Source organism: Devosia sp. Z11_6, from assembly GCF_058133665.1.
In genome coordinates, this window is the sequence record NZ_JBYUNQ010000002.1 from 674392 (window position 1) to 693317 (window position 18926).

The 18926-nt window shown below is 65.0% G+C and carries 13 protein-coding genes, 1 tRNA gene and 1 pseudogene; 6 read left to right on the forward strand and 9 right to left on the reverse strand.

Features of this window, described 5'->3' with window-relative positions; translation table 11 throughout:
• Positions 1-18: 18 nt before the first annotated feature.
• Together AC3YMN_RS08515 and AC3YMN_RS08520 are read left to right on the forward strand one after the other, a co-directional pair.
• Positions 19-2325: a putative bifunctional diguanylate cyclase/phosphodiesterase gene (locus tag AC3YMN_RS08515; RefSeq protein ID WP_489889681.1), complete on the forward strand. Its 2307-nt coding sequence runs from the start codon at positions 19-21 to the stop codon at positions 2323-2325.
• 134 nt (positions 2326-2459) lie between these two features.
• Positions 2460-3227, forward strand: coding sequence for an N-acyl amino acid synthase FeeM domain-containing protein (locus tag AC3YMN_RS08520; RefSeq protein ID WP_172121522.1), 768 nt, complete (start codon positions 2460-2462; stop codon positions 3225-3227).
• 128 nt (positions 3228-3355) lie between these two features.
• Here the strand turns inward: AC3YMN_RS08520 and AC3YMN_RS08525 are convergent, their stop codons facing one another.
• The 3 genes from AC3YMN_RS08525 to AC3YMN_RS08535 form a co-directional block, all read right to left on the reverse strand.
• Positions 3356-4531 carry a hypothetical protein gene (locus AC3YMN_RS08525; protein ID WP_489889682.1) on the reverse strand — a complete coding sequence of 392 codons (1176 nt, stop codon included), beginning with the start codon at positions 4529-4531 and terminating at the stop codon, positions 3356-3358.
• Positions 4532-4763: 232 nt separating this feature from the next.
• Entirely contained in the window at positions 4764-8246 is a 3483-nt protein-coding gene (locus AC3YMN_RS08530; protein ID WP_489889683.1) for an ATP-binding protein, read from the reverse strand.
• A complete protein-coding gene (locus AC3YMN_RS08535) occupies positions 8246-9514 on the reverse strand; it encodes a metallophosphoesterase family protein (RefSeq protein ID WP_489889684.1) in 1269 nt (422 codons plus the stop codon). Before AC3YMN_RS08535 ends, AC3YMN_RS08530 begins: the two co-directional genes overlap by 1 nt.
• A 254-nt stretch (positions 9515-9768) precedes the next feature.
• On the opposite strand from AC3YMN_RS08535, the gene AC3YMN_RS08540 reads away from it, so the two are divergent.
• The 4 genes and pseudogenes from AC3YMN_RS08540 (at position 9769) to AC3YMN_RS08555 (ending at position 12592) form a co-directional block, all read left to right on the forward strand.
• A complete protein-coding gene (locus AC3YMN_RS08540; protein ID WP_172121518.1) occupies positions 9769-9969 on the forward strand; it encodes a hypothetical protein in 201 nt (66 codons plus the stop codon).
• Positions 9966-10736, forward strand: a complete 771-nt coding sequence (gene xth, locus AC3YMN_RS08545; RefSeq protein ID WP_489889685.1) for an exodeoxyribonuclease III — start codon at positions 9966-9968, stop codon at positions 10734-10736. Before AC3YMN_RS08540 ends, xth begins: the two co-directional genes overlap by 4 nt.
• A gap of 29 nt (positions 10737-10765) precedes the next feature.
• Positions 10766-11495: pseudogene (locus AC3YMN_RS08550) on the forward strand (sulfite exporter TauE/SafE family protein).
• A 113-nt stretch (positions 11496-11608) separates the two neighbouring features.
• The gene (locus AC3YMN_RS08555) at positions 11609-12592 is read left to right on the forward strand and encodes a zinc-binding alcohol dehydrogenase family protein (protein WP_489889686.1); all 984 of its coding nucleotides are present in this window, start codon (positions 11609-11611) and stop codon (positions 12590-12592) included.
• A gap of 88 nt (positions 12593-12680) precedes the next feature.
• Here the strand turns inward: AC3YMN_RS08555 and AC3YMN_RS08560 are convergent.
• The 6 genes from AC3YMN_RS08560 to hemC form a co-directional block, all read right to left on the reverse strand.
• Positions 12681-12756: transfer RNA gene (locus tag AC3YMN_RS08560), tRNA-Thr, on the reverse strand.
• 473 nt (positions 12757-13229) lie between these two features.
• Positions 13230-14159, reverse strand: a complete 930-nt coding sequence (locus tag AC3YMN_RS08565; RefSeq protein WP_489889687.1) for a purple acid phosphatase family protein — start codon at positions 14157-14159, stop codon at positions 13230-13232.
• Positions 14160-14269: 110 nt separating this feature from the next.
• A complete protein-coding gene (locus tag AC3YMN_RS08570; RefSeq protein WP_489889688.1) occupies positions 14270-15646 on the reverse strand; it encodes a heme biosynthesis protein HemY in 1377 nt (458 codons plus the stop codon).
• Positions 15643-17160: a COG4223 family protein gene (locus AC3YMN_RS08575; RefSeq protein WP_489889689.1), complete on the reverse strand. Its 1518-nt coding sequence runs from the start codon at positions 17158-17160 to the stop codon at positions 15643-15645. Before AC3YMN_RS08575 ends, AC3YMN_RS08570 begins: the two co-directional genes overlap by 4 nt.
• A 25-nt stretch (positions 17161-17185) precedes the next feature.
• Positions 17186-17920: a uroporphyrinogen-III synthase gene (locus AC3YMN_RS08580; protein WP_164854905.1), complete on the reverse strand. Its 735-nt coding sequence runs from the start codon at positions 17918-17920 to the stop codon at positions 17186-17188.
• Positions 17917-18858, reverse strand: coding sequence for a hydroxymethylbilane synthase (hemC, locus tag AC3YMN_RS08585; protein WP_489889690.1), 942 nt, complete (start codon positions 18856-18858; stop codon positions 17917-17919). The genes AC3YMN_RS08580 and hemC overlap by 4 nt, the downstream gene beginning before the upstream one ends.
• Positions 18859-18926 lie beyond the last annotated feature (68 nt).

Consider the following 18926-nt stretch of genomic DNA (forward strand, 5'->3'; position numbering starts at 1 on the left):
CACGAACCGGAGACAGGTGTGTTCACCCCCGCGCATAAATCAATGCCGGCGCTCGATTACGTATCGACCGTCAAGTCTGTCTATAAGGACAGGCGCGCGATGATTTACGGCACGCTGGCCAGCGCTGTCGGCGCGGCCACGACCGCGCTGAAAACCGGATCTCCGCTGCTTTGGGGCATCACCGTCATTTTCCTGTTGATCGCCGTCTTTCGATTTATCGACATGACGCAGTTCAAGCAGGCCGATATCGGTCCAGAGGATGTCGACGCGGCCTATCAGTGGGAAGTGCGCGCTACGCTCTGGGGCGCTTTCGCCGCGCTTGTTTATGGCTCCTGGTGTTTCTTCAGCTTCGTCTTTGTTGATGATCCCGTCGCGGAGATCATCAGCATGGTCACTACCACTGGTTGCATGGTGGGCATTGTCACGCGCAATTTCGGGCTGGACCGGCTCCTCACCCTGCAACTGGTTATTGCCTGCACCCTGATGTGCGCCGGGTTGCTGCTCGGGGGGGATATCTACCACCAGGTTCTTGGCGTCCTGATGCTGCCCATGCTGCTCAGCATGCGCGTATTGGCGCGCGATGTCCGCTTGATCCTCCTTAGCGCGGTTCACCAGCGGGTTGAGGCCTCCCGCCTCGCCATTGAGCTCGATACCGCACTCGATACGATGCAGCATGGCCTGTGCATGCTTGATAGCCGGGGCTTTATCTCGGTCACTAATGATTATGCCGAAAAGATCTTCCAGGCGCTGGTGCCGGGAGAATGGGGCGGCCGGTGCTTTTCCGACAGCATCGCGCAGGCCGAAGCCCACGATACCCTGTCGCACCCGGATGCGCAGAATCTGCTCGACTGCGTTGCCCGGGGTAGTGGCAAGACCGTCCTGAAGCTCGAAACCGGTGAGTTCATCGAAGTTACGGTCAGTTCACGGCGCGAACAAAAGGTGCTGCTGTTCGAAAACATCACCGCGCGCGTGGAGGCGGCCGAGCGGATCAACTTCATGGCGCATTTCGACAGCCTTACCGGTTTGCCGAACCGGGGGCACTTCGCCGAACTGGTGGAAGCCGATCTGGTGCAGCGCCGCACCACGCGCGCCTTTGGCGAGATCGTGCTGATGATCGTGGACATCGACGACTTCAAGCATGTGAACGATACGATGGGTCACCTGATCGGGGACCGCCTGCTGGTGGAGGTGTCCCACCGCCTCGACACCTTGATGGGGGTGGATTGCCTTGTCGGCCGCTTTGGCGGGGATGAGTTCCTGGTTTATCGCGGCGATGTCACCCAGGCAGAGGCAGCGCGCGATGCCGAAGCCATCGTTGCCGTGTTCAAGCCGCCATTCAACATCATGGGCCAGGTCATCGCGGTCAATGTCAGCGTCGGCCTCGTGGTTGAGGACGCCATGGCCGAGGGGCTGGATTCACTGATGACCAAGGCCGATCTTGCGCTCTACAAGGCCAAGGGATCGGGCAAGTCGCAGGTGCAGTGCTTCCAGGAAGAAATGGACGTGGATTACCGGTATCGCCAGCGCCTCAAGACCGATCTGCGCCATGCCCTTGATACGGACGCGCTGTCCCTGGTGTTCCAGCCGATCGTTGATATCAAGACCCAGCGCGTGGTCAGCTGCGAAGCGCTGGCGCGCTGGCACCATCCCGAACTCGGACCCATTTCCCCAGCCATTTTTATCCCAATGGCCGAAGAAACCGGCTTGATCTCCGATATCAGCCGCTGGGTGCTGACGACCGCTACGCGCGAATGCCGCTCCTGGCCCGAAGATGTCAGCGTTTCGGTGAACATCTCGGCTCGCGATTTCCGCAATGCTGATGTCGGCGACATGGTCGAGGAGGCGCTGCGCAGTTCCGGCCTGGCACCGCACCGGCTGGAAGTCGAGGTAACCGAAACCGCGCTGATCGAGGAGCGGGACGCGGCCACCAAGATCCTGAGTGGATTGGCGACCAAGGGAATCGGCATTGCGCTTGATGATTTCGGCACCGGCTATTCGTCGCTAAGCTATCTGCAGGCGCTGCCGTTCACCAAGCTTAAGATCGATCGCAGCTTCGTCATGAACATCGCCGCCGATGCGCGGGCACTCAAGCTCCTGTCCAATGTGGCCCAATTGGGCAAGGACAACAATCTGGTGATCACTGCCGAAGGGGTGGAAACCGAGGACCAGTTGGAACTGGTTTCCCAGCATACTTGCGTGGATCAAATCCAGGGCTTCCTGTTTGGCGCGCCGCTCCCGCGGCGCGAGATTGCCGAGTTGATCGGCCGCATGCGCATGGCGCAAAGCTTCCCTGCGAAAATCGTTAAAACGGTTAATTCTCGGTAAACGCCCGCCCCTCCGGCGTTTTTGCCGGCGGCACAAAATTTCCCTCGCCAGAAACGCCGCCAAACCCCGCAGTTCCCCTGTTTTCAACATGACTAACAAGTGATTAACTTGTGTCGGGTGTAAGGGGTGATGTGATGAGTGCGGTAGTCACACCCGTTGCTGGGGGCACTTCCCGTTTTGCGGAAGCGCTTGTCGATCTCTTGGACAGGGTCGAGTACCGGCGGGTGAGCGTAGAGGATCAGCTTGATCCAGTGTATCGGCTTCGTTACGAGGCCTATCGGCGGGAGGAATTCATCCCGTTCAACAGCCAGCAGGTGGTGCGCGACGAGTTCGACGAACTGCCCAATGTTTCCTGTTTCGGGGTGCTTATCGACGGGCGGCTGGTGAGTTCCATCCGCGTCCATCATCTGAGCCGAGACACCCCGGTTTCGCCATCACAATCGGTATTTCCTGACCTCCTCGATCCGTTGATCGCGGACGGGGTGCACATGGTGGATCCCGGCCGGTTCACCGCCGATCACGAAGCGACTCTAGCTTATCCGGCCTTGCCCTTTCTGGCCCTGAGGATCGGGGTGATGGCCGCGCGCCATTATGGCGCTCGCTATTGCCTGTCCTCGGTGAGGCCCGAACACTCCGCCTTTTACCGAAGGGTGTTCAACTCCACGCAGTGGGGCGAGGCTCGGTATTATCACGGGCTGCGCTTCCCGATGGTGCTGATGGTGGCCGATGTGCCGGTGATTTATCCGCCGCTGTTGGAGCGATACCCGTTCTTCATGTCCACCGAAGAAGAGCGGCAGGCGCTGTTCGGCTCGCCCAGCGGCTCGGTAAAGCTGGTCGCTCCCAGCGCCCGCATGGCCCGGCGCATTGCCCAACTCGGCGGCTCAGACGAAGGGGAGCTGTGAGAACCGGGCCCTTGTGGTGCACACAGCCGGGCTAAACTCGCGCACGGGGGAGGGCGTGTGGTTCCAGGCAATGTCTCAAGCGTGCGGACCCCCCAAAGGGAGTTTGCCGCAGGTCGGTTCCGGTCCGCTCAGCCAAGTTCGCGCATCGCGTCACCAATCCACGCCAAATTGTCTTGGCGCAGGAAACCCCAGTTGTAGAAGGCGACTTCTTCGACGCCCCCGGCGCGGAGCGCCTGCACAGCGCCGAGGAATTCGGTTTTGCTCGCAAGGTCGGGATAGGAAGGGCGCAGGATGCCGCGCAGCTTGCCCGCGCCCCTGAGGCGTCGCTGGAGATCGAAAAGGTCGGCGGAAACCCGCTCGGCCGATGCTTCATAAAAGCACGCCTCGATGATTCCAGCCGTTTGCGCCAGCGCGGGCAAATCGCTGCCCTCGTACCAGGCGCCGGCGGTCGGCCGGGCAACGGAGGGGATCACCGAAACCGTTGCATCGGCTCTGACGGCGTCCCGAATTTCACCGACCAAGGAGGTTACGACGCCGCAACGGAAATCAAGAAAGCTCTGGAGCTCAAAGTCTCCCGCCAGGTCGGCTCGCCAGAAGGCTTCCGCCATGTCGGCGGGATAATCGATGCCGCTTTCCAGATAAGCCTCGATGTCGCTGGCAATTTGAGCCTTGAGCCGGCGCGCATCGATGCCGGCTCGTTCCGCACTGGCGAGGCAATGCTCACAAAAGCAAAGCCCGAGCAGGTTTTCGAGCCAGGCATTGGACTTCAGGAGGGCAAATTCGTGGTGAAAGCCATGGGCATAAGTCGTCCAGCCGGGTGCTTCGAGGGAAATGCCCGATACGGAATAGCGCTCGGTCACGTCAGTCGCGAGAGCAACAGCATAGGCGCGTGCGTCCGGAGCTGATGGGCAGAGATTGTAGAAATAGGGATCGCCAAAGGCGTTGCGCACGACACTTTCCGGGTGGGCCATCCCCAGCCGCGTATTGTGCAACAGCACCAGCCACACATTGGTAGCCATATCTGAGCGCGTCAGTTCACCAAGAACATCGCCCTCGGCGAGCAGGGAGTTGGCCAGCGGCTGAATTGTGCCATAGCGTGCCGGATCGGCATGGAAATAAACTGTACCATCCTCGGGAAAATAAACCTTGCCCCTGGTGCCACGCGGCCGCAGGAACTTGCCGGCATGATAACTGCCGGCCACTGTTACGGTGTCGAGCCCCAGCCGCCGGAATTCGTCAACGGCCGTGGGAACACCAGCCTCCTGGAGGTCCCAGGCATAGGTATAGATGGCTTTGTAGCTCATCGGCGGACCTCGACAGGAATGGCAGGTTGGAGCGCTGGTGCGCTTGGCCGAAACGGCCGGGATGCAGCAATCTGTAACAAACCTACTTTCGTCGTCAAGCAACCGCCGCGAAGGGCCACCTGTTCATGCGGTGGCAATGACGAATCTGCCCTAAGAGCCGAGGATGGTTGTAAGTTTCTTACACAAGAGGGCGGCGGGGCACTCGGAAGGCGCCGAGCGCCCGGTTGAGACCTCAGGAAGCGATCTGGTGGATGCGCACACCCGGAACCACTTGCTGGGCAATGTCGCAGAGGTGGCGGTGGTGGGTCAGATAGATCACCTGCCCCACAGTGGCCATTTGGCCAAAGAGCCGAAACACTTCTTCCGAGCGCGGCTCGTCAAAGGTTTCCATGATGTCGTCGGCGATGAACGGTACAGAAGGGCGCACGGCAGCGAACTCGGCATATCCTGCAAGGCGCAAGGCCAAGTACAGCTGGAACCGCGTGCCTTTGGACATATCGGTGGCGAGCTTGGAGCCGCCGCCGCGCGCGAGCCCAATGAGCGCTTCCCCGTCCTTTTCAGCGCGGGTGGTGAGGCCCGTATATTCGTTGCGGGTAATCAGCTGGAATGCCTGGGACGCGCGTTGCATCATGGAAGAGCGATGCTGTTCGCGGTAGGCATGCAAGGCGTGCTCGGCCACAAGCCCTCCCGCGCGGAGGCGCACAAAGCGCAAGGCGAGCTCCTCGATCTGGAGCAACAAGGTGCGCCGTTCCGCTTCGATCCGGGCAACCGCGTCATCGCCGCCAACCGCAGCGAGTCGTTCCTGCGCCATTGATCTTTCGGCGAACAGCATCCGCCGCCGCTCGTCCAAATCCTCAAGCCTGGCGGCAAGCACCGCCGCCGTTTCGTCCAGCGCCGTACGGTCAATATCGGCAAGCCTGTTCAATGCCGTTTCAAGGCTCGACACGTTCATCTCGCCGACAATGCGGGCTGCAAGCTTGGCTTGCTCATGTTCGAGCCGGTCGCGCTCGGCGCACTGCGCCAGGGCTGCCGCTACCCCGGCCAGGTCCTCCGCGGCAAAGAACTCGAGCAGTTCGCCTTTCTTGGCCTCGCAGACCCGCAGCTCTTGCGCCAGGGACCCCAACTCGGCCTGCAGCGCTTCGAGTTCGCCAGCCTTTTCCATGCGGCGTTGCAGGCTCTGGCGGGCTTGGCGGCTCCTTTGGGCAAGGGCTCCAGCCAGTTGCGGGGCCTGTGCAGGCTCGAACGTCTCCTTCAGCTCGTTGTGCAGTTCCGCCACTCGCTCGCGAAAGGCAGCCTGATCGCGCTCCATGGCAGCGATACGATGCTCGGTTTCCTCTCGGTGGCGCAGTTCTGCACCAAGCTCCGCCAAGGCGTCCAGAATTGCCCGCACTGCGCCGGTGCTGGGGGCCTGGTCGGCAAACCAGGTTTCTTCCACCGTTCGGTCCCAGCGGTTCTGCCAGTCTGCTTGCTTGCCCAAAGCTGCGTCTCGAACGCGGCGGCGCGCCAGCAGTTCGCGCTCACGCTCACGCAGCAGTTTGTCCGCGCTTTCGCTTGCCGCCTGAGCGGAGGCGACGGCGTTCAAAGCGTTCTCGGCGCTTTGCAGCAGCGCGGGCACACTCAACGCGCTTGTGTCGGCGCCAGTGGCGGTCAGCGCTTGGGCAAGCTCGTCCCGTTCACGGGTAAGTTCAGCGCGCGTGTCGCTGAGCGCGGCGGTTGCGCCGTCCAGCGTCGCCAGCGCAGCGCGAGCGCGTTCCACCCCCGTGCGCCAGTTGTCGATGTCGTCCAGCAATTGGCGTGTGGCGGTGTCGGCGAGTTGATCCAGGTCAGCGGGCAGGCTGGCGCGGAGGGCCGAGCGCAGCGTTTCGAGTTCTGTTGCCGCTTCCTCCAGTTGTGCTTCTTCCTGGGCTAGGCGCGCCTCGGTGGAAGTGAGTTCAGCCGAAAGGCTGCGCATTTCCACCGTAGCTTGCGCGTTGGCGATGCGGGCGTCAGTCATTTGGTCGGCGGCCGTCATGGTAGCCGCAAATTGCAGAGCGCTAGCGCGGTCGAGTTGCTCCAGATGGCGGCCCCAGGCGGCATCGCGTTCGGCCCGCAGGTTTGCAGCCTCGGTATCGTCGATCGCTCCGGCAGCCCGCAAATGCTTGATGCGATTAAGCTGTTCAGTTTGGCGCGCCAGCAGTTCGCGCTGGTTCTCCCGGTGCCTTGTTGCGCGTGCCTCCGCTTCGCTGATGACGCTCCGCCACCGGCTGATTTGCGCGACTGTTGGCAATGTGAGGCCAGCCAGATCAGCAGCAGTGCCGGACCAGGGCAGCAAGGCAGCCATCGCGCCATCGAACTCCCGTTGCAGCCGCGGGAGCTCTCGGGCATGGATCCGCTCACGGGCGCTAAGGTCGCTTTGGCGCGCGGCGGCGATGCCGGCTTGCAGATTGGCTACAGTCGATGGATCTAAGCTTGGCCGCTTGGCAAGCAAGGTTTGTTGCTCCTGCTCGGCCGCCTCGAAGGCGAGTTGAGCTGCGGTGACTTCCTGCTCGGCCGTCGCGAGCAGCGCGTCGATGCCGGAGCGCTGCTCGATCAGGTCGCGCAGGGTTCCGGCGACTGGCGCCGGGATGAGGAGGGCGCGGGCGTCGGCTTGGTCCGCCCGCCCAAGTGAGCGGGTAATGGCGGAGATGCGGGCCTGTTGCTCCAGCAAGGTCTGGCGCCGCTTGGGCAAGTCGTCTTCGGCGGTGCGAAAGCGGGCCGCGGCATCGTCAAGTGCCTCGATGGGCTCGGCGAGAGCCAGCACCGCCCCGTCCACTGCAATGGCGTCGATCTCGGCACGAAGGCGCTTGGCGCGGCCTTCCAGTTCGGCATTGCGCGTTTGAAGCCGGGTTTCATCGTGCATCAGGCCTGGCAGTTCCTGGCCCCAATGGGCGGGCGGGCGGGGAAGATCCTCCAACTTGGCGAGCGTCTCGGTCAGGCGAGCGTGATCCTGGGCGAGGGGGAATGCGCGTGCGATGCGGCTTAGAGCTTCATGCTCAGCCCGGGCGCGCCCAAGTTCACTGCTGATCTCCTCGTATGCCCTGGTCGCCCGGTCCAGATCGGCGACGAGGGCATTGTGGGCGGAAGCCTGCACATCAATCTGGTCCCGCTTCGTTTTCAGCTCGGCAATTTGGCGCTTGTGGACGGCAATCTGGGTGGAGCTGGCGCTTTTGCGGTAAATCCCGTCCGCTTCCGCCTTGAGGCCTTCAAGAATGCGGCCGATATCGGCAAGGCCCGTGCTCGCCGAAAATAGCAGCTCTCCTAGATCGCCCCGGCTTTCCAGAATGGCATTGCCGCCATCTTCAAGGGTTTGATCATCGAGCGAGAACATCATGCGATAGGCGTCGCGGGTAAGGCCTGCCAGTGGCGTGCTCAGCAGCGCCTCATTGGCGGGCTGGCCGCGTCCATCGCGCAGCGAATTGGTGCGGCCCTTGACGCGACGCAGCGCATGGTTTTCGTCGTTGAACTCCAAAACCCCGCCAATTTCCATGGACGGATAGGGGTGGAGAAAATTGTAGCGGCTGCGCTCCTCGATGCCGAACAGCAGGTCGAGATAGGCCGAAAGCGAGGTGGATTTCCCCGCTTCATTGAGCCCATAGATAATGTGCAGGTCGGGCGTTCCGGGCTCATGGGCGCCGAAATCCAGCGAAAAATCGGTGAACTTGCCATAGCGAAGCAGGTCGAGGCGGCGCAGGCGCATTAATCGGCCCCGGCTTCGCTTTGACGCAAACGGGCGACCACGTCCTCGCTGCCTTCGCTCAGCACCTGGTCGATAAAGGCTTCGAAACCTGCTTCGTCATCGCCGGCAAAGCGCCGCGCTTCGGGCGGCAAGCTGTCGCGCACATCCTTGACCAGTTGCCGGAGGGTTTCGCGCACGCTGTGCTGGCCGATGCTTTGGGTGCGCATGAGGTCACCCAGTTCGAGCACCGGATCGGCCGAAGGACGGATTTCGGCTGTGTTTGGGGAGGTGGTGGCCAGCTCGATCTTTTCGATCCAGGTTTGACCAGGTCCCTCCAGGCGCTGCTCAATTTCGGTGAGGAGCAAGTCGCGATCGCGGCGCATGCGCCAGCTCAGGGGCGTTTCACCCGCCAGCTTGAGGCGCAGCACCAGATGGGGCGCTGCGGTGGCGGCGCGTAAGGCGGCGACGCTGCTTTCAAGCGCGTCGATGACTTCGCGCCAGGATTGCTGGCCCGAAAGATCAACCGCGAGCCGCTCGAACTGGGCAATGCTGGTCAGCCTTTCCTCGACGGTTACCGAGCGATCATCGGCGATGGTCACCAGCGATACGGTTTTAGGGCCGGCCTCGTTGATGTCGCGGCCCTGGGGCATTCCGGGCATGATGACATGGCGGTCGCCGGGGTGATGGGCGCGGGCGTGGACATGGCCTAAGGCCCAGTAATCAAAGCCCCATTCCTGCAGGTCGGCGAGGCTGCAGGGGGCGTAGTTGTCGTGGCCCGGCGCGCCGGCGAGGCTGGTGTGCATGATGCCGATATGGGCGGCGTCGGGGGAGGGGGCGCGGAATTTGGGTAGCAGGCTTTCCGGGGCGTGCGGACGCGAAAAGCTCAGTCCATGCAAGGAGATATCGAGGGCGCCGCGGCGCAGGGTGATTGTTTCGGCGCGGCTGCCGAAGATCTTGACGCTGTCGGGCAGGATCAGTTCCTGGGTGATCTTGGACAGTGCGTCGTGGTTGCCGCGGACGATGAAGACGGCGATGCCGGCTTCGTGCAGGCGGCCAAGTTGGGTCGCGATGAAGCGGGCGGTCTTCATCGAGGTCTGGTCGCCGTCATAAAGATCGCCCGCGATCACGAGGGCGTCGACCGCTTCGGCAAGGCAAAGATCGACAATGGAAACAAGCGCTTGCCGGGTCGCGTCGCCGACCAGTTGCCCTAGATCGGCATTGCGTAATGCCAGGGAACGGAGGGGTGAATCGAGGTGAATATCGGCGGTGTGGACGAAGCGGAAGGGCATGAAAGGGGGCTCGTCGGAAGGGCGCGGCGCGTCGGCACTATACTTAACAATGTCATGCCAGAGGGGCGAGGTATATCGCAAGCGCTTGGGATGGGCGGGTTTAGAACATGGAAAATGCGGCAGCACGATAGCGTTGCAAACCTTCCTGCCGCGGTCCCGCCACAAAGATGAACGGACTATGAACGGGTCAATCGCGGGAACAAAGTGGAGCTCGGCTCCATTGGGTGAGCACGCCCAAGCACGGAGCCAAGGTCATGAGTTTTCCACCCATCGATCCCAGCCCGACCGCGCCTGATCCGGGGCCGGTGCCGCCGATCTTTCCGCGCCCGATCGATGATGCGCCCAAAGAAGGGGACCTGCCGGTGCCCGATCCAACCAATCCCAATGACAATCCGGAGCCTGGGCCTACCATGCCGCCGGAGCGCTCGCCATTTCCGGACAGTGCCGGCGGGTGAAGATCGCGACCTTCAACGTCAACGGCATCAATGGACGGCTTGCCGTGCTGCTGCGCTGGCTCGAGGAAGCGGCGCCCGATGTGGTGTGCCTGCAAGAACTCAAGGCGCCAGATGAGCGGTTCCCCCGCAAGGAAATCGAACAGGCAGGCTATGGCGCCATCTGGCTGGGCCAAAAAAGCTGGAACGGGGTGGCGCTGCTGGCGCGGGGTACCGAGCCGGTGGAAACCCGGCGCGGACTCGTGGCCGATGCCGAAGATCAGCACAGCCGTTACATCGAGGGGGCGGTCAATGGCGTGCTGGTGGGCTGCCTTTACCTGCCCAATGGCAATCCGGCGCCGGGGCCGAAATGGGACTATAAATTGCGCTGGTTCAAGCGCTTTTCCCGACATGCAGGCGAGCTGATCGCAGCCGATATCCCCGCCGTGCTGGCGGGGGACTATAATGTGATGCCGACGGAGCTCGATGTGTACAAGCCCGAGCGCTGGACCAAGGACGCGCTGTTTCGCCCCGAAGTGCGCGCCGCCTATCAGGGCCTGCTCGAGCAGGGCTGGACCGATGCCCTGCGCACCATGCATCCCGGCGAGCGGATCTATACGTTCTGGGATTATTTCCGCAACGCCTATGAGCGCGATGCCGGCTTGCGGCTCGACCATCTGCTGGTGGCGCCAGCCCTGGCCGACCGGCTGGAAGACGCCGGCGTCGATCGGAACGTGCGCGGCTGGGACAAGGCGAGCGACCATGCGCCAACCTGGATCGTGCTGCGCTAGGCGTTTCGGAGGGCTAAGGGGGCAAAGCCATGAGCCAGGAACTGCTGATCTTCATCGTGATAGGTTTTTGCGCCCAGATTGTTGACGGGGCGCTGGGCATGGCCTTTGGCGTGATCTGCACCACGGCCCTGCTGTCTATCGGCCTGCCGCCGGCAGCGGCAAGCGCGCTGACGCATGTGACCGAAATCTTCACCACCGCCGCTTCGGGCGCCTCGCATGCCTATCATCGCAATGTGGACTGGAAACTGGTGGCCTGGCTGGCGCCGGCGGGCATGATCGGCGGTGCGATCGGCGCCTATCTGCTGTCCAGCATCGATGCGAGTTTCATGGAGCCGCTGGTGTCGATCTATCTGATCGGCTTTGGGTTCTACATTCTCTACAAGGCGTTCCGTCAATTCCAGCCGCGCCAGGTGAGCGACAAGCTGGTGCCCGGGATCGGGCTGGGGGGCGGGCTGCTCGACGCCATGGGCGGGGGCGGCTGGGGGCCGATCGTCACCTCGTCGCTGGTGGGGCGGGGGCATGATCAAAAAGGTCATCGGCTCCACCAGCCTGTCGGAATTTTTGGTGACGGTGACGATCTCGCTCACCTTTGTTTTGACTCTGGGCTGGACCCAGTTCAACGCCGCTATCGGCCTCATCATTGGCGGCGTGCTGGCGGCGCCGATCGGCGCCCTCCTCGTCAAACGCCTGCCACTGCGCCCGTTGATGGTGGGCGTGGGAGCGGTGATCATCGGGACGTCGGTGTATCGGTTTTTGTAGGCGTCTGGCCGTAAACAGCCGGCGAACGGTGCTTTCGCGGCTGGGTGCTTGACCCGATGCGGTGCGCGGCTTCCCCTTGCGGCGACGGCGAGGACCGTTGGGGGAGCAGCAAAGTGGCGGCAGGGGTGATGCGGGCGGCGGTGGTGCGGGCGCCGGGCGGGGCCGAGGTGTTGAGGATCGAGGAGCGACCGATCCCCCAAGCCAAGGACGGCGAGGTTTTGATCCGCGTCCGCGCCTTTGGCGTCAACCGGTCCGAGCTTTACACAAGGCAGGGCCATTCGCCGGGCGTTTCCTTCCCCCGCATTTTGGGGATCGAAGCGGTGGGGGAAGTGGCCGAGGCTCCCGGCGGCGATTTGCGCGTTGGGGAGCGCGTCGCTACCGTCATGGGTGGCATGGGGCGGCAGTTCGATGGCGGCTATGCGCAATATTGCGTTGTTCCGGCCCGCCAGGTGCGGCGGGTCGAGATCCACTTGCCCTGGGAAGTGCTGGGGGCGCTGCCCGAAATGGGGCAAACGGCCTGGGGCGCGTTGTTCAAGGGGCTGCGCCTGCAGCAAGGCGAACGGCTGTTGATCCGCGGCGGCACCACGTCGGTGGGGCTCACCGCCGCGAGCCTTGCCGCGCGGTTCGGAGCGGAGGTGATCGCCACCACAAGGCGCGAGGACCGGCGCGACCTGCTCGAGCGCTTCGGGGCCCACCATGTGATGATCGATGACGGCGAGATCGCCCCGGCCATTCGCGCCCGTTGGCCCGAGGGCGTGCACAAGGTGCTCGAGCTGGTGGGCACGACAACGCTGCGCGATTCGCTGGCCTGCGCTGCCGAAGGGGGCATTGTGTGCTCAACCGGCATGGTGGGCGACGCCTGGACGCTGCCCAATTTCGAGCCGATGATCGACATTCCCCACCTGGTGGGTCTGTCGACCTATGCCGGCCGGGTGGAGGAGTTTCTGGAAATGCCGCTCAACGAGATGGCTGAGGACGTGGCGGCCGGGCGACTGCTGCTGCCGCTCGGACCCCGGTTCACGCTCAAAGGGATCGCCGCCGCGCATCGCTGCATGGAAGAAAACCGCGCGGGCGGCAAGATTGTGGTTGTGACCTGAGGGGGCGCGTGGCCGGGGCAGGCGGCCTCGTGGCGCTCACGCAAAGCATGCCGATATGGACGGCAGCCAGAACATCAGGGGGGAAAAGTGGTGCCGCTTAGGTGACTCGAACACCTGACCCCATCATTACGAATGATGTGCTCTACCAACTGAGCTAAAGCGGCAACGCAGGCGGAGATAGCAGGGGGCGCGGGGGTTTGCAAGGGTTGCTGCGTGGGGGGCGGGCAGGATCTGTGCGCGGCCGTGTTGCGGCGTTGCAGCAGCGGGGCGGGGTGGACGGGGGGACTTCTTGCTTCCTGCTTCTCTCAGGAGGGGACGGTGGGGCTGGGGGATGGCTCGGGGCCAAACGGCCCCCCTCCCCGGCCCTCCCCGCGAGGGGGAGGGTGGGGATCGGGGCTTTCGTCGCGTTTTGCTTCAGTAAGGCCCTGTGGCGGAGGCGGCGGCCCTCGTGGGGTGTTGAGGGAACCCCCTCCCTTGATCCCTCCCCACAAGGGGGAGGGTTTCGCCTGCGGCTCTGGTGGAAAAGGGAGTTTTTGGATGGTGCGGAGGCAGGGCGGATACCATCCCGGACAGCCGCTCGAGCAAGGCCCCCAGGCGAAGAGCGAGGGTCGAGGGTTGCTTTGCAGTGACCAAAGAATCAGGCGGGGATGGTGGCTTGGTGGAGGGGGGTGCCGGTTTGGTCGATGAAGGTGATCTCGAGGCGGTCGGGGGCGAGGGTTGCGGATAGAAAGCCGAGGGATGCGGCGGCAAAGCCTGGGGGCTCGACGGGGGTGACGGGGCGCTGTTCGGCGCCGCCGCCGCTGGTGAGGAAATGGATGCCGTCGCGTTCGGCGTGTTCCAGATTGTGGTCGTGGCCGTTGAGATAGATTTGGACGCGGTGGCGTTGCAGGATGGGGAGGACGCCTTCGACGAGGGCAGGGCTATCGCCATGGGCGCCGTGGGAAAATACGGGATGGTGCCCGACCACGATCTTCCAGCGGGCGGTGCTGGCGCCCAGCATCGTATCGAGCCAATCGAGCTGGGCGCGGGCGGCGGCGCCGGTGAAAAACCAGCGATTGGCGAAGTTGAGGTTCACAAGGCCCGTGGTGTCGAGGAAAAAGAAATCGGCGCCAGTGCCGTCGATGAGGCGGTATTGCTCGACATAATAGCGGGCGGGCAGGGTCCAGCGGTCGCTGCGCAGGGCATAGGCGAGCTCGGCATCGGGCTGGCCGCCGTAATCGTGATTGCCGAGCACCACATACCAGGGCACCTGGAGGGCCGGATCGGCATAGATGGTTTCAAAGGCCGCCTGCCAGAGCGGATCGGCGGTGTCGGCGACGCCGCGATCATAGAAATTGTCGCCGGTGGAAATGATGAAGGCGGCGGCGCGGGTTCTGGCTTCCTGCGCCAGTTGGGCGGCGACGGTGGTGGCATCGGCGAGGGCGCGGGGCTGGCCCCAATCCCCCAGAGCGAGGAAAGACAGGGTCGCGGGAGCGGGCGGCGCGGCTGCGCGGGCGGGGCCGAATAGCCAGGGAAGCGTGGCAAGGGCACCGGCGCCCCCAAGGAACTGACGCCGCGATGCACTCATAAGCCCGATGCTCCCATGGGGCGGGCCCCTCAAGCCCCGACTGACGCCGGATCGGGGCGGCGCCGGGAGGCCATCCTCAGCCCCGATCTGGGCGGGACGGTGGCGGTCGCTTACTGGCTCGCGGGTTGGGGCAGGGGCAGGGGGAGGGGCTCGGTGGTGGCCGGCAGTTGAGCGGCGGGGGTGGTTTCGAGCGTGGGGCGGTGCACGGCGGTGACGGGGACTTTCCATTCAAAGGCGTCGAGGCGCCCCGAAACGGGGGAAATGGGCTCCCACTCGTCGGAGGTGATGCCATCGGCGGTCCAGACCGGGTCGCGGGGGGCGCGCACGGCGCGGGCGAGCCATTCGCGCGCCTTGCCCTGATCGCCATTCTGGCCTTCCTCGATTTCGGCCATGAGGGTGCACACGCCCTGGGTGGCTTCGGGGCCGTTGAAGGGGGCAAGGGCATTGCGCGCCAGGGGCCAGTCATAGGCATCAATGGCGGCGCGGGCCAGCACCATTGCGGCGGCGCGCGTCGCCGGCGGAGTTTCGATCAGTTCGCGCACACGCTTGAGGCGCTCCAGCGCCGAAGCGCCGGGCTGGGCATTGGCGTAAAGGGCGGCAGCATCGGGGTGGCCGGTGGCGCGCCAGATGCGGCGGAGAAGGCTCATGGCCTTGCGCGTTTCGCCGCGATTGATGTGGATGCGCGCGGCAATGAGGGCGGCGGGCACGAAATCGGGCAGGAGCTTGAGGGCGGTCAGCGCATGGTCGAGCGCGACGAGCGGATCGGTGTTTTCCGCTTCGCGGGCGCGGGCGGTTTCGATCACGGCCTGCCGGCGGCGCTTGACGGCGCGTTCCTCCCTGTTGGCGACAGGCTCGGCATTGACCATGGCCACGGCTTCCGCCCATTGGCCATTGCGGGTGAGATCATCGAACACGGCGGAGGCCGCCCAGCCGCTGGCGGGCGCGAGGGCAAGGGTTTTGCGGGCAAAGGTGAGGGCGGCGTCCGAGCGGTTCTGGGCCCGGGCCTGGTCGTAAAGGCCGGTCAGGGCCGCCACGGCGGTTTTTTCGCTGGCGATGAGGGCACGGTAATGCTCGCGGGCGGCGGACATGTCCCCGAGCGCGAGATCGGCGCGCGCCTCGAGCAACTGGGCGGCGGCATTGCCGGGCAGGCGCGCCTGGGCTTCGCGCGCCAGGGAGCGGGCGCGAGCGGGATCACCGGACTGCAGGGCGATGAAGGCGTCCGACAGAGCGTCGACACCCTGCTCCTTGCGGCGTTCGCGACCCCGGCGGGCGAGGGAGCCGGGGGTGGCCAGGACGCGACTGACGATCGACCAGATCACGATGATGATGACCGCGACCAGCAGCAGCATGAAGATCGCGGCGCCCAGCTGGGGCTGCATGCGATAGCCCGCGACTTCAAGGGTCAGCGTGCCGGGCAAGGCGATCAGCCAGGCGATGCCGGCGGTGATGAGGAGGCTCGCGACAATCCAGGACGCAAGGCGGATCATGATGCGGCCTCGCCACTCAGCGCCTGGGCGCGCAGGGTATCAAGGAAGCGGGCCGCTTCTGCTTCGGTTGCAACCAGGGTTGGCACGTCGCCCGCGGCGGCGCGCATCGGCTCGGGCAGTTGGGCAAAGAGCGCCTCGGCGGCGGCCCAATCGCGCCGGGCGATCGCCGCTTCAAGGCGCGTGACGACGGCTTCGGGGTCATCGCCTTCACGCTCGCCCACCGGACGGATGGCGACGGCGGAGCGCAGCCAATCCAGCGCGCCTTCAGCCCAGCCGGCTTGCGGGTCGGCGGGGCGGCCGGCGAGAATGGCGGGCAAAACCTCGTTGAAGCGCTGCGCCACCTGATCGGGGCGGGCAATGCCGGCGGCGGCGCCATTGGCGATGGGGAGCGGCACCGAGACGCCCGGCAGCGCGGCGCGCAGGGCGCCCAGCTCGGCCTCATAGGGGCGGCCGGTGCTGAAGGCGGCTTCGAGGCCCGAAAGGATCAGGGGCAGCTGCAGCACGGCGCCGATATCCTCGGGCTGGCCGGCGAGGGTCGCAGTAGTTTGCGCGACGGCGGTGTCGAGATTGCGCAGATTGGCTTCGGTGGTGCCGAGGCGCGCCGCCAGTTCATCGACGCGCGGGGGCAGGCCGTTGAGCTGTTCAACCTGGGCGGGGAGCGTTTCGAGCTGGGCAACCTGCGCCGGAAGGGCGCTGAGCTGTTCGACCTGAGCGGGAAGGGCACTGAGTTGCTCGACCTGCTGGGGCAGGGTGCTGAGCTGGTCCACCCGACCGGCGAGACCAGCAAGGTCGGTGCGGAGCGCCTCGAGGGCGGCCGGATCGGCCGGGACTGCAGCGCCAGGGGGTGCAGCAGGCGTTCCGGGGCTAGTGGCGGGAGCGGCGGGGCGGGCGTCGAGTTCGTCGATCCGGGTTTGGAGGGCGGCGATCTGGGTTTCGATGCCGCTCAGGTTCACCGGTGCCGCAGCGGGCGCGGGGGCGGCCGGCTCGGCCGTTTCCAGTTCGGCAATGCGGCTGTGGAGCGCTTCCAACTCAGCCTGGGTGGTTTGGGTGACGGTTTCGAGTTCGGGAATGGCGCTGGCGAACTGGGCGAGACGCGGATCCTCGGGCGCCGGCGGGGGCGTGGGCAGATCGGGGGTGGGCCAGAGGCCGGCAAAGGCGAGGCCATAAGCGGCGGCAAGGCCCAGCAGGCCCCCGCCAACAACAGCGCCGGCCGTGGCGCCGGTGCGGGAACCCGACCCGGCCGTTGTGGGGGCAGGAGCCGCGTCGCGGGACGAGCCCAAGGGCGAGGACTTGGACGAGGATTTGGGCGTCGGGCCGGGTTGGGGCCGCTCAGCCTTGCCGCTGTCGCTGTCGCCGGGGCGCGCCTTGAGGTCGAGCACGGGCGGCTTCACAGGCCCGGTGCGGGTTTCGGCCGGCTTGCTGTCCTGGGGCGCAGCGTTGGGGGAGCCGGCATCCTTGGCTGCGGGATCGGCCGGTTTGGCAGTGCCGTTCTTGGGGTCGGTATCGTCGGCCATCAGCAGGCTCCCTGTGGTTGTCCGATCATGGCGCAGTTTGCTCGCGGGTGAAAGCCAGGGCCAGGGCCATCATGGCTTCTTCACTCGGATGATCAGCCAGCCCGATGCGGTTGAAATGGGCCGAGATCAAGGGCTCGGCCACGGCTTCCGAAAGACACAGCATGGTGGAGGCGCTGCGCTCCTTGTGGTCGAGCTTGCCTTCGAGCAGCTCAACGAAGATTTCGGCGGTGCGCCGGGAATAAAGCAGCGTCGCATCGATGCTGCCATCGGCAAGCTGCCTGATCACCGGCTCGGGCAGGGCATCCACCGCGACCATGTCATAAACGCGGGTGGTCACCACCATGAGCCCGAACGGGGCCAGGGACTTGCCGAGGTCGTGGCTCATATGCTTGCCCGCGGGATAAAACACCGGACCATCGAGGCGCGCGCGCACCAGGGCATTGACCAGCTCAGTTGCGGTGCCATCAGCACTGACCACGTCGGTGCAGCCCATCTGGCGGGCTTCCCAGGCGGTGCGGTCGCCCACGGCAAAAACGGGCAGGTGAATATAGTGCTCGAGGGCACCCCGATCGTCGAGGGCACGCAGGGCATTGGCCGAGGTGACGGCCATGGCGGCAAAGCCATCCTGCGGCGGCAGGCTGGAATCAAGGGTCAGCCGGGTCATCAGCGGCGCGACGAGCCCGGTTATGCCGAGGGCTTCGAGCCGCAGCAGGGTGGACTGCGCATCGGGCTCGGGGCGGGTGACGAGCATGGTGGTCATGAGCGCGCCCATTGCGCGAGCCATTCGGTGCCGGCTTGGCCCACCAGGTCTTCGCCCACGGCGCGGCCAAGCTCGGCCGTATCGGTGCCGGTGGCGGCGCTGTCAAAGGCCATGGCGCCATCAAGGCTGAGGATCTGGCCCTTGAGGGTCAAGGTGGTCCCATCCCAGACGGTGCGCGCGCCAACAGGTGTGCGGCAGGAGCCATCGAGCACGGCGAGCATGGCGCGTTCGGCCTCGACGGCGCGGTGGGTGGTGAGGTGATCGAGTGGGGCAACGAGCTCGGCCGCGCGCGCATCGTCGCTGCGCACGGCAACGCCAATGGCGCCCTGGGCGGGGGCGGGCATGTAGATATCGGGGTCAAGCAGCGCGGTGGCGCGATGGGTTTCGCCCAGGCGGTTGAGGCCGGCAAGGGCCAGCATGGTGGCATCGGCGATGCCATTGGTGAGCTTTTCGAGCCGGGTGCCGACATTGCCGCGGAAGGGGACAATGTCGAGATCGGGACGCTGGCGCAGCACCTGGGCGGCGCGGCGAATGGAGGAGGTGCCGAATTTGGCGCCTTCGGGCAGGGCATCGATGCCGGCATAATGGACCGAGATGAAGGCGTCGCGCACATCCTCGCGCTCGAGGAAGGCGGCGATGCGGATGCCCGGGGGCAGGCGCGTCGCCACATCCTTGGAGGAATGCACGCCGATATCGACGCGGCCATCGAGCATGGCGTCGTCGATCTCCTTGGTAAAAAGCCCCTTGCCACCGATATCGAGCAGGCTGCGATTGGTGGCCTGGGTGCGGTCACCGGCGGTGGAGATGACTTCGATGGCGATCTCCTCCTCGGGAATATGGTGCAGCGCGCACAGCCGGCTGCGCACCAGACGCGCCTGGGTGAGCGCCAGCGGGGAGCCGCGGGTACCGATCCGGAGGAAGAACTGGGACGATTGCAATTTCTTGGCGTCCTATAGTAGGCAGAAGCTCCCGAGGGAGTAGACCAGTTCAACGTGACCGGGCAAGC

Bases quoted from the DNA above. Each gene is read 5' to 3' on its own strand.
- AC3YMN_RS08520 (WP_172121522.1), top strand. From the start codon at position 2,460: ATGAGTGCGGTAGTCACACCCGTTGCTGGGGGCACTTCCCGTTTTGCG.
- AC3YMN_RS08525 (WP_489889682.1), bottom strand. From the start codon at position 4,531: ATGAGCTACAAAGCCATCTATACCTATGCCTGGGACCTCCAGGAGGCT.
- AC3YMN_RS08530 (WP_489889683.1), bottom strand. From the start codon at position 8,246: ATGCGCCTGCGCCGCCTCGACCTGCTTCGCTATGGCAAGTTCACCGAT.
- AC3YMN_RS08535 (WP_489889684.1), bottom strand. From the start codon at position 9,514: ATGCCCTTCCGCTTCGTCCACACCGCCGATATTCACCTCGATTCACCC.
- AC3YMN_RS08540 (WP_172121518.1), top strand. From the start codon at position 9,769: ATGAGTTTTCCACCCATCGATCCCAGCCCGACCGCGCCTGATCCGGGG.
- AC3YMN_RS08565 (WP_489889687.1), bottom strand. From the start codon at position 14,159: ATGAGTGCATCGCGGCGTCAGTTCCTTGGGGGCGCCGGTGCCCTTGCC.
- AC3YMN_RS08570 (WP_489889688.1), bottom strand. From the start codon at position 15,646: ATGATCCGCCTTGCGTCCTGGATTGTCGCGAGCCTCCTCATCACCGCC.
- AC3YMN_RS08575 (WP_489889689.1), bottom strand. From the start codon at position 17,160: ATGGCCGACGATACCGACCCCAAGAACGGCACTGCCAAACCGGCCGAT.
- AC3YMN_RS08580 (WP_164854905.1), bottom strand. From the start codon at position 17,920: ATGACCACCATGCTCGTCACCCGCCCCGAGCCCGATGCGCAGTCCACC.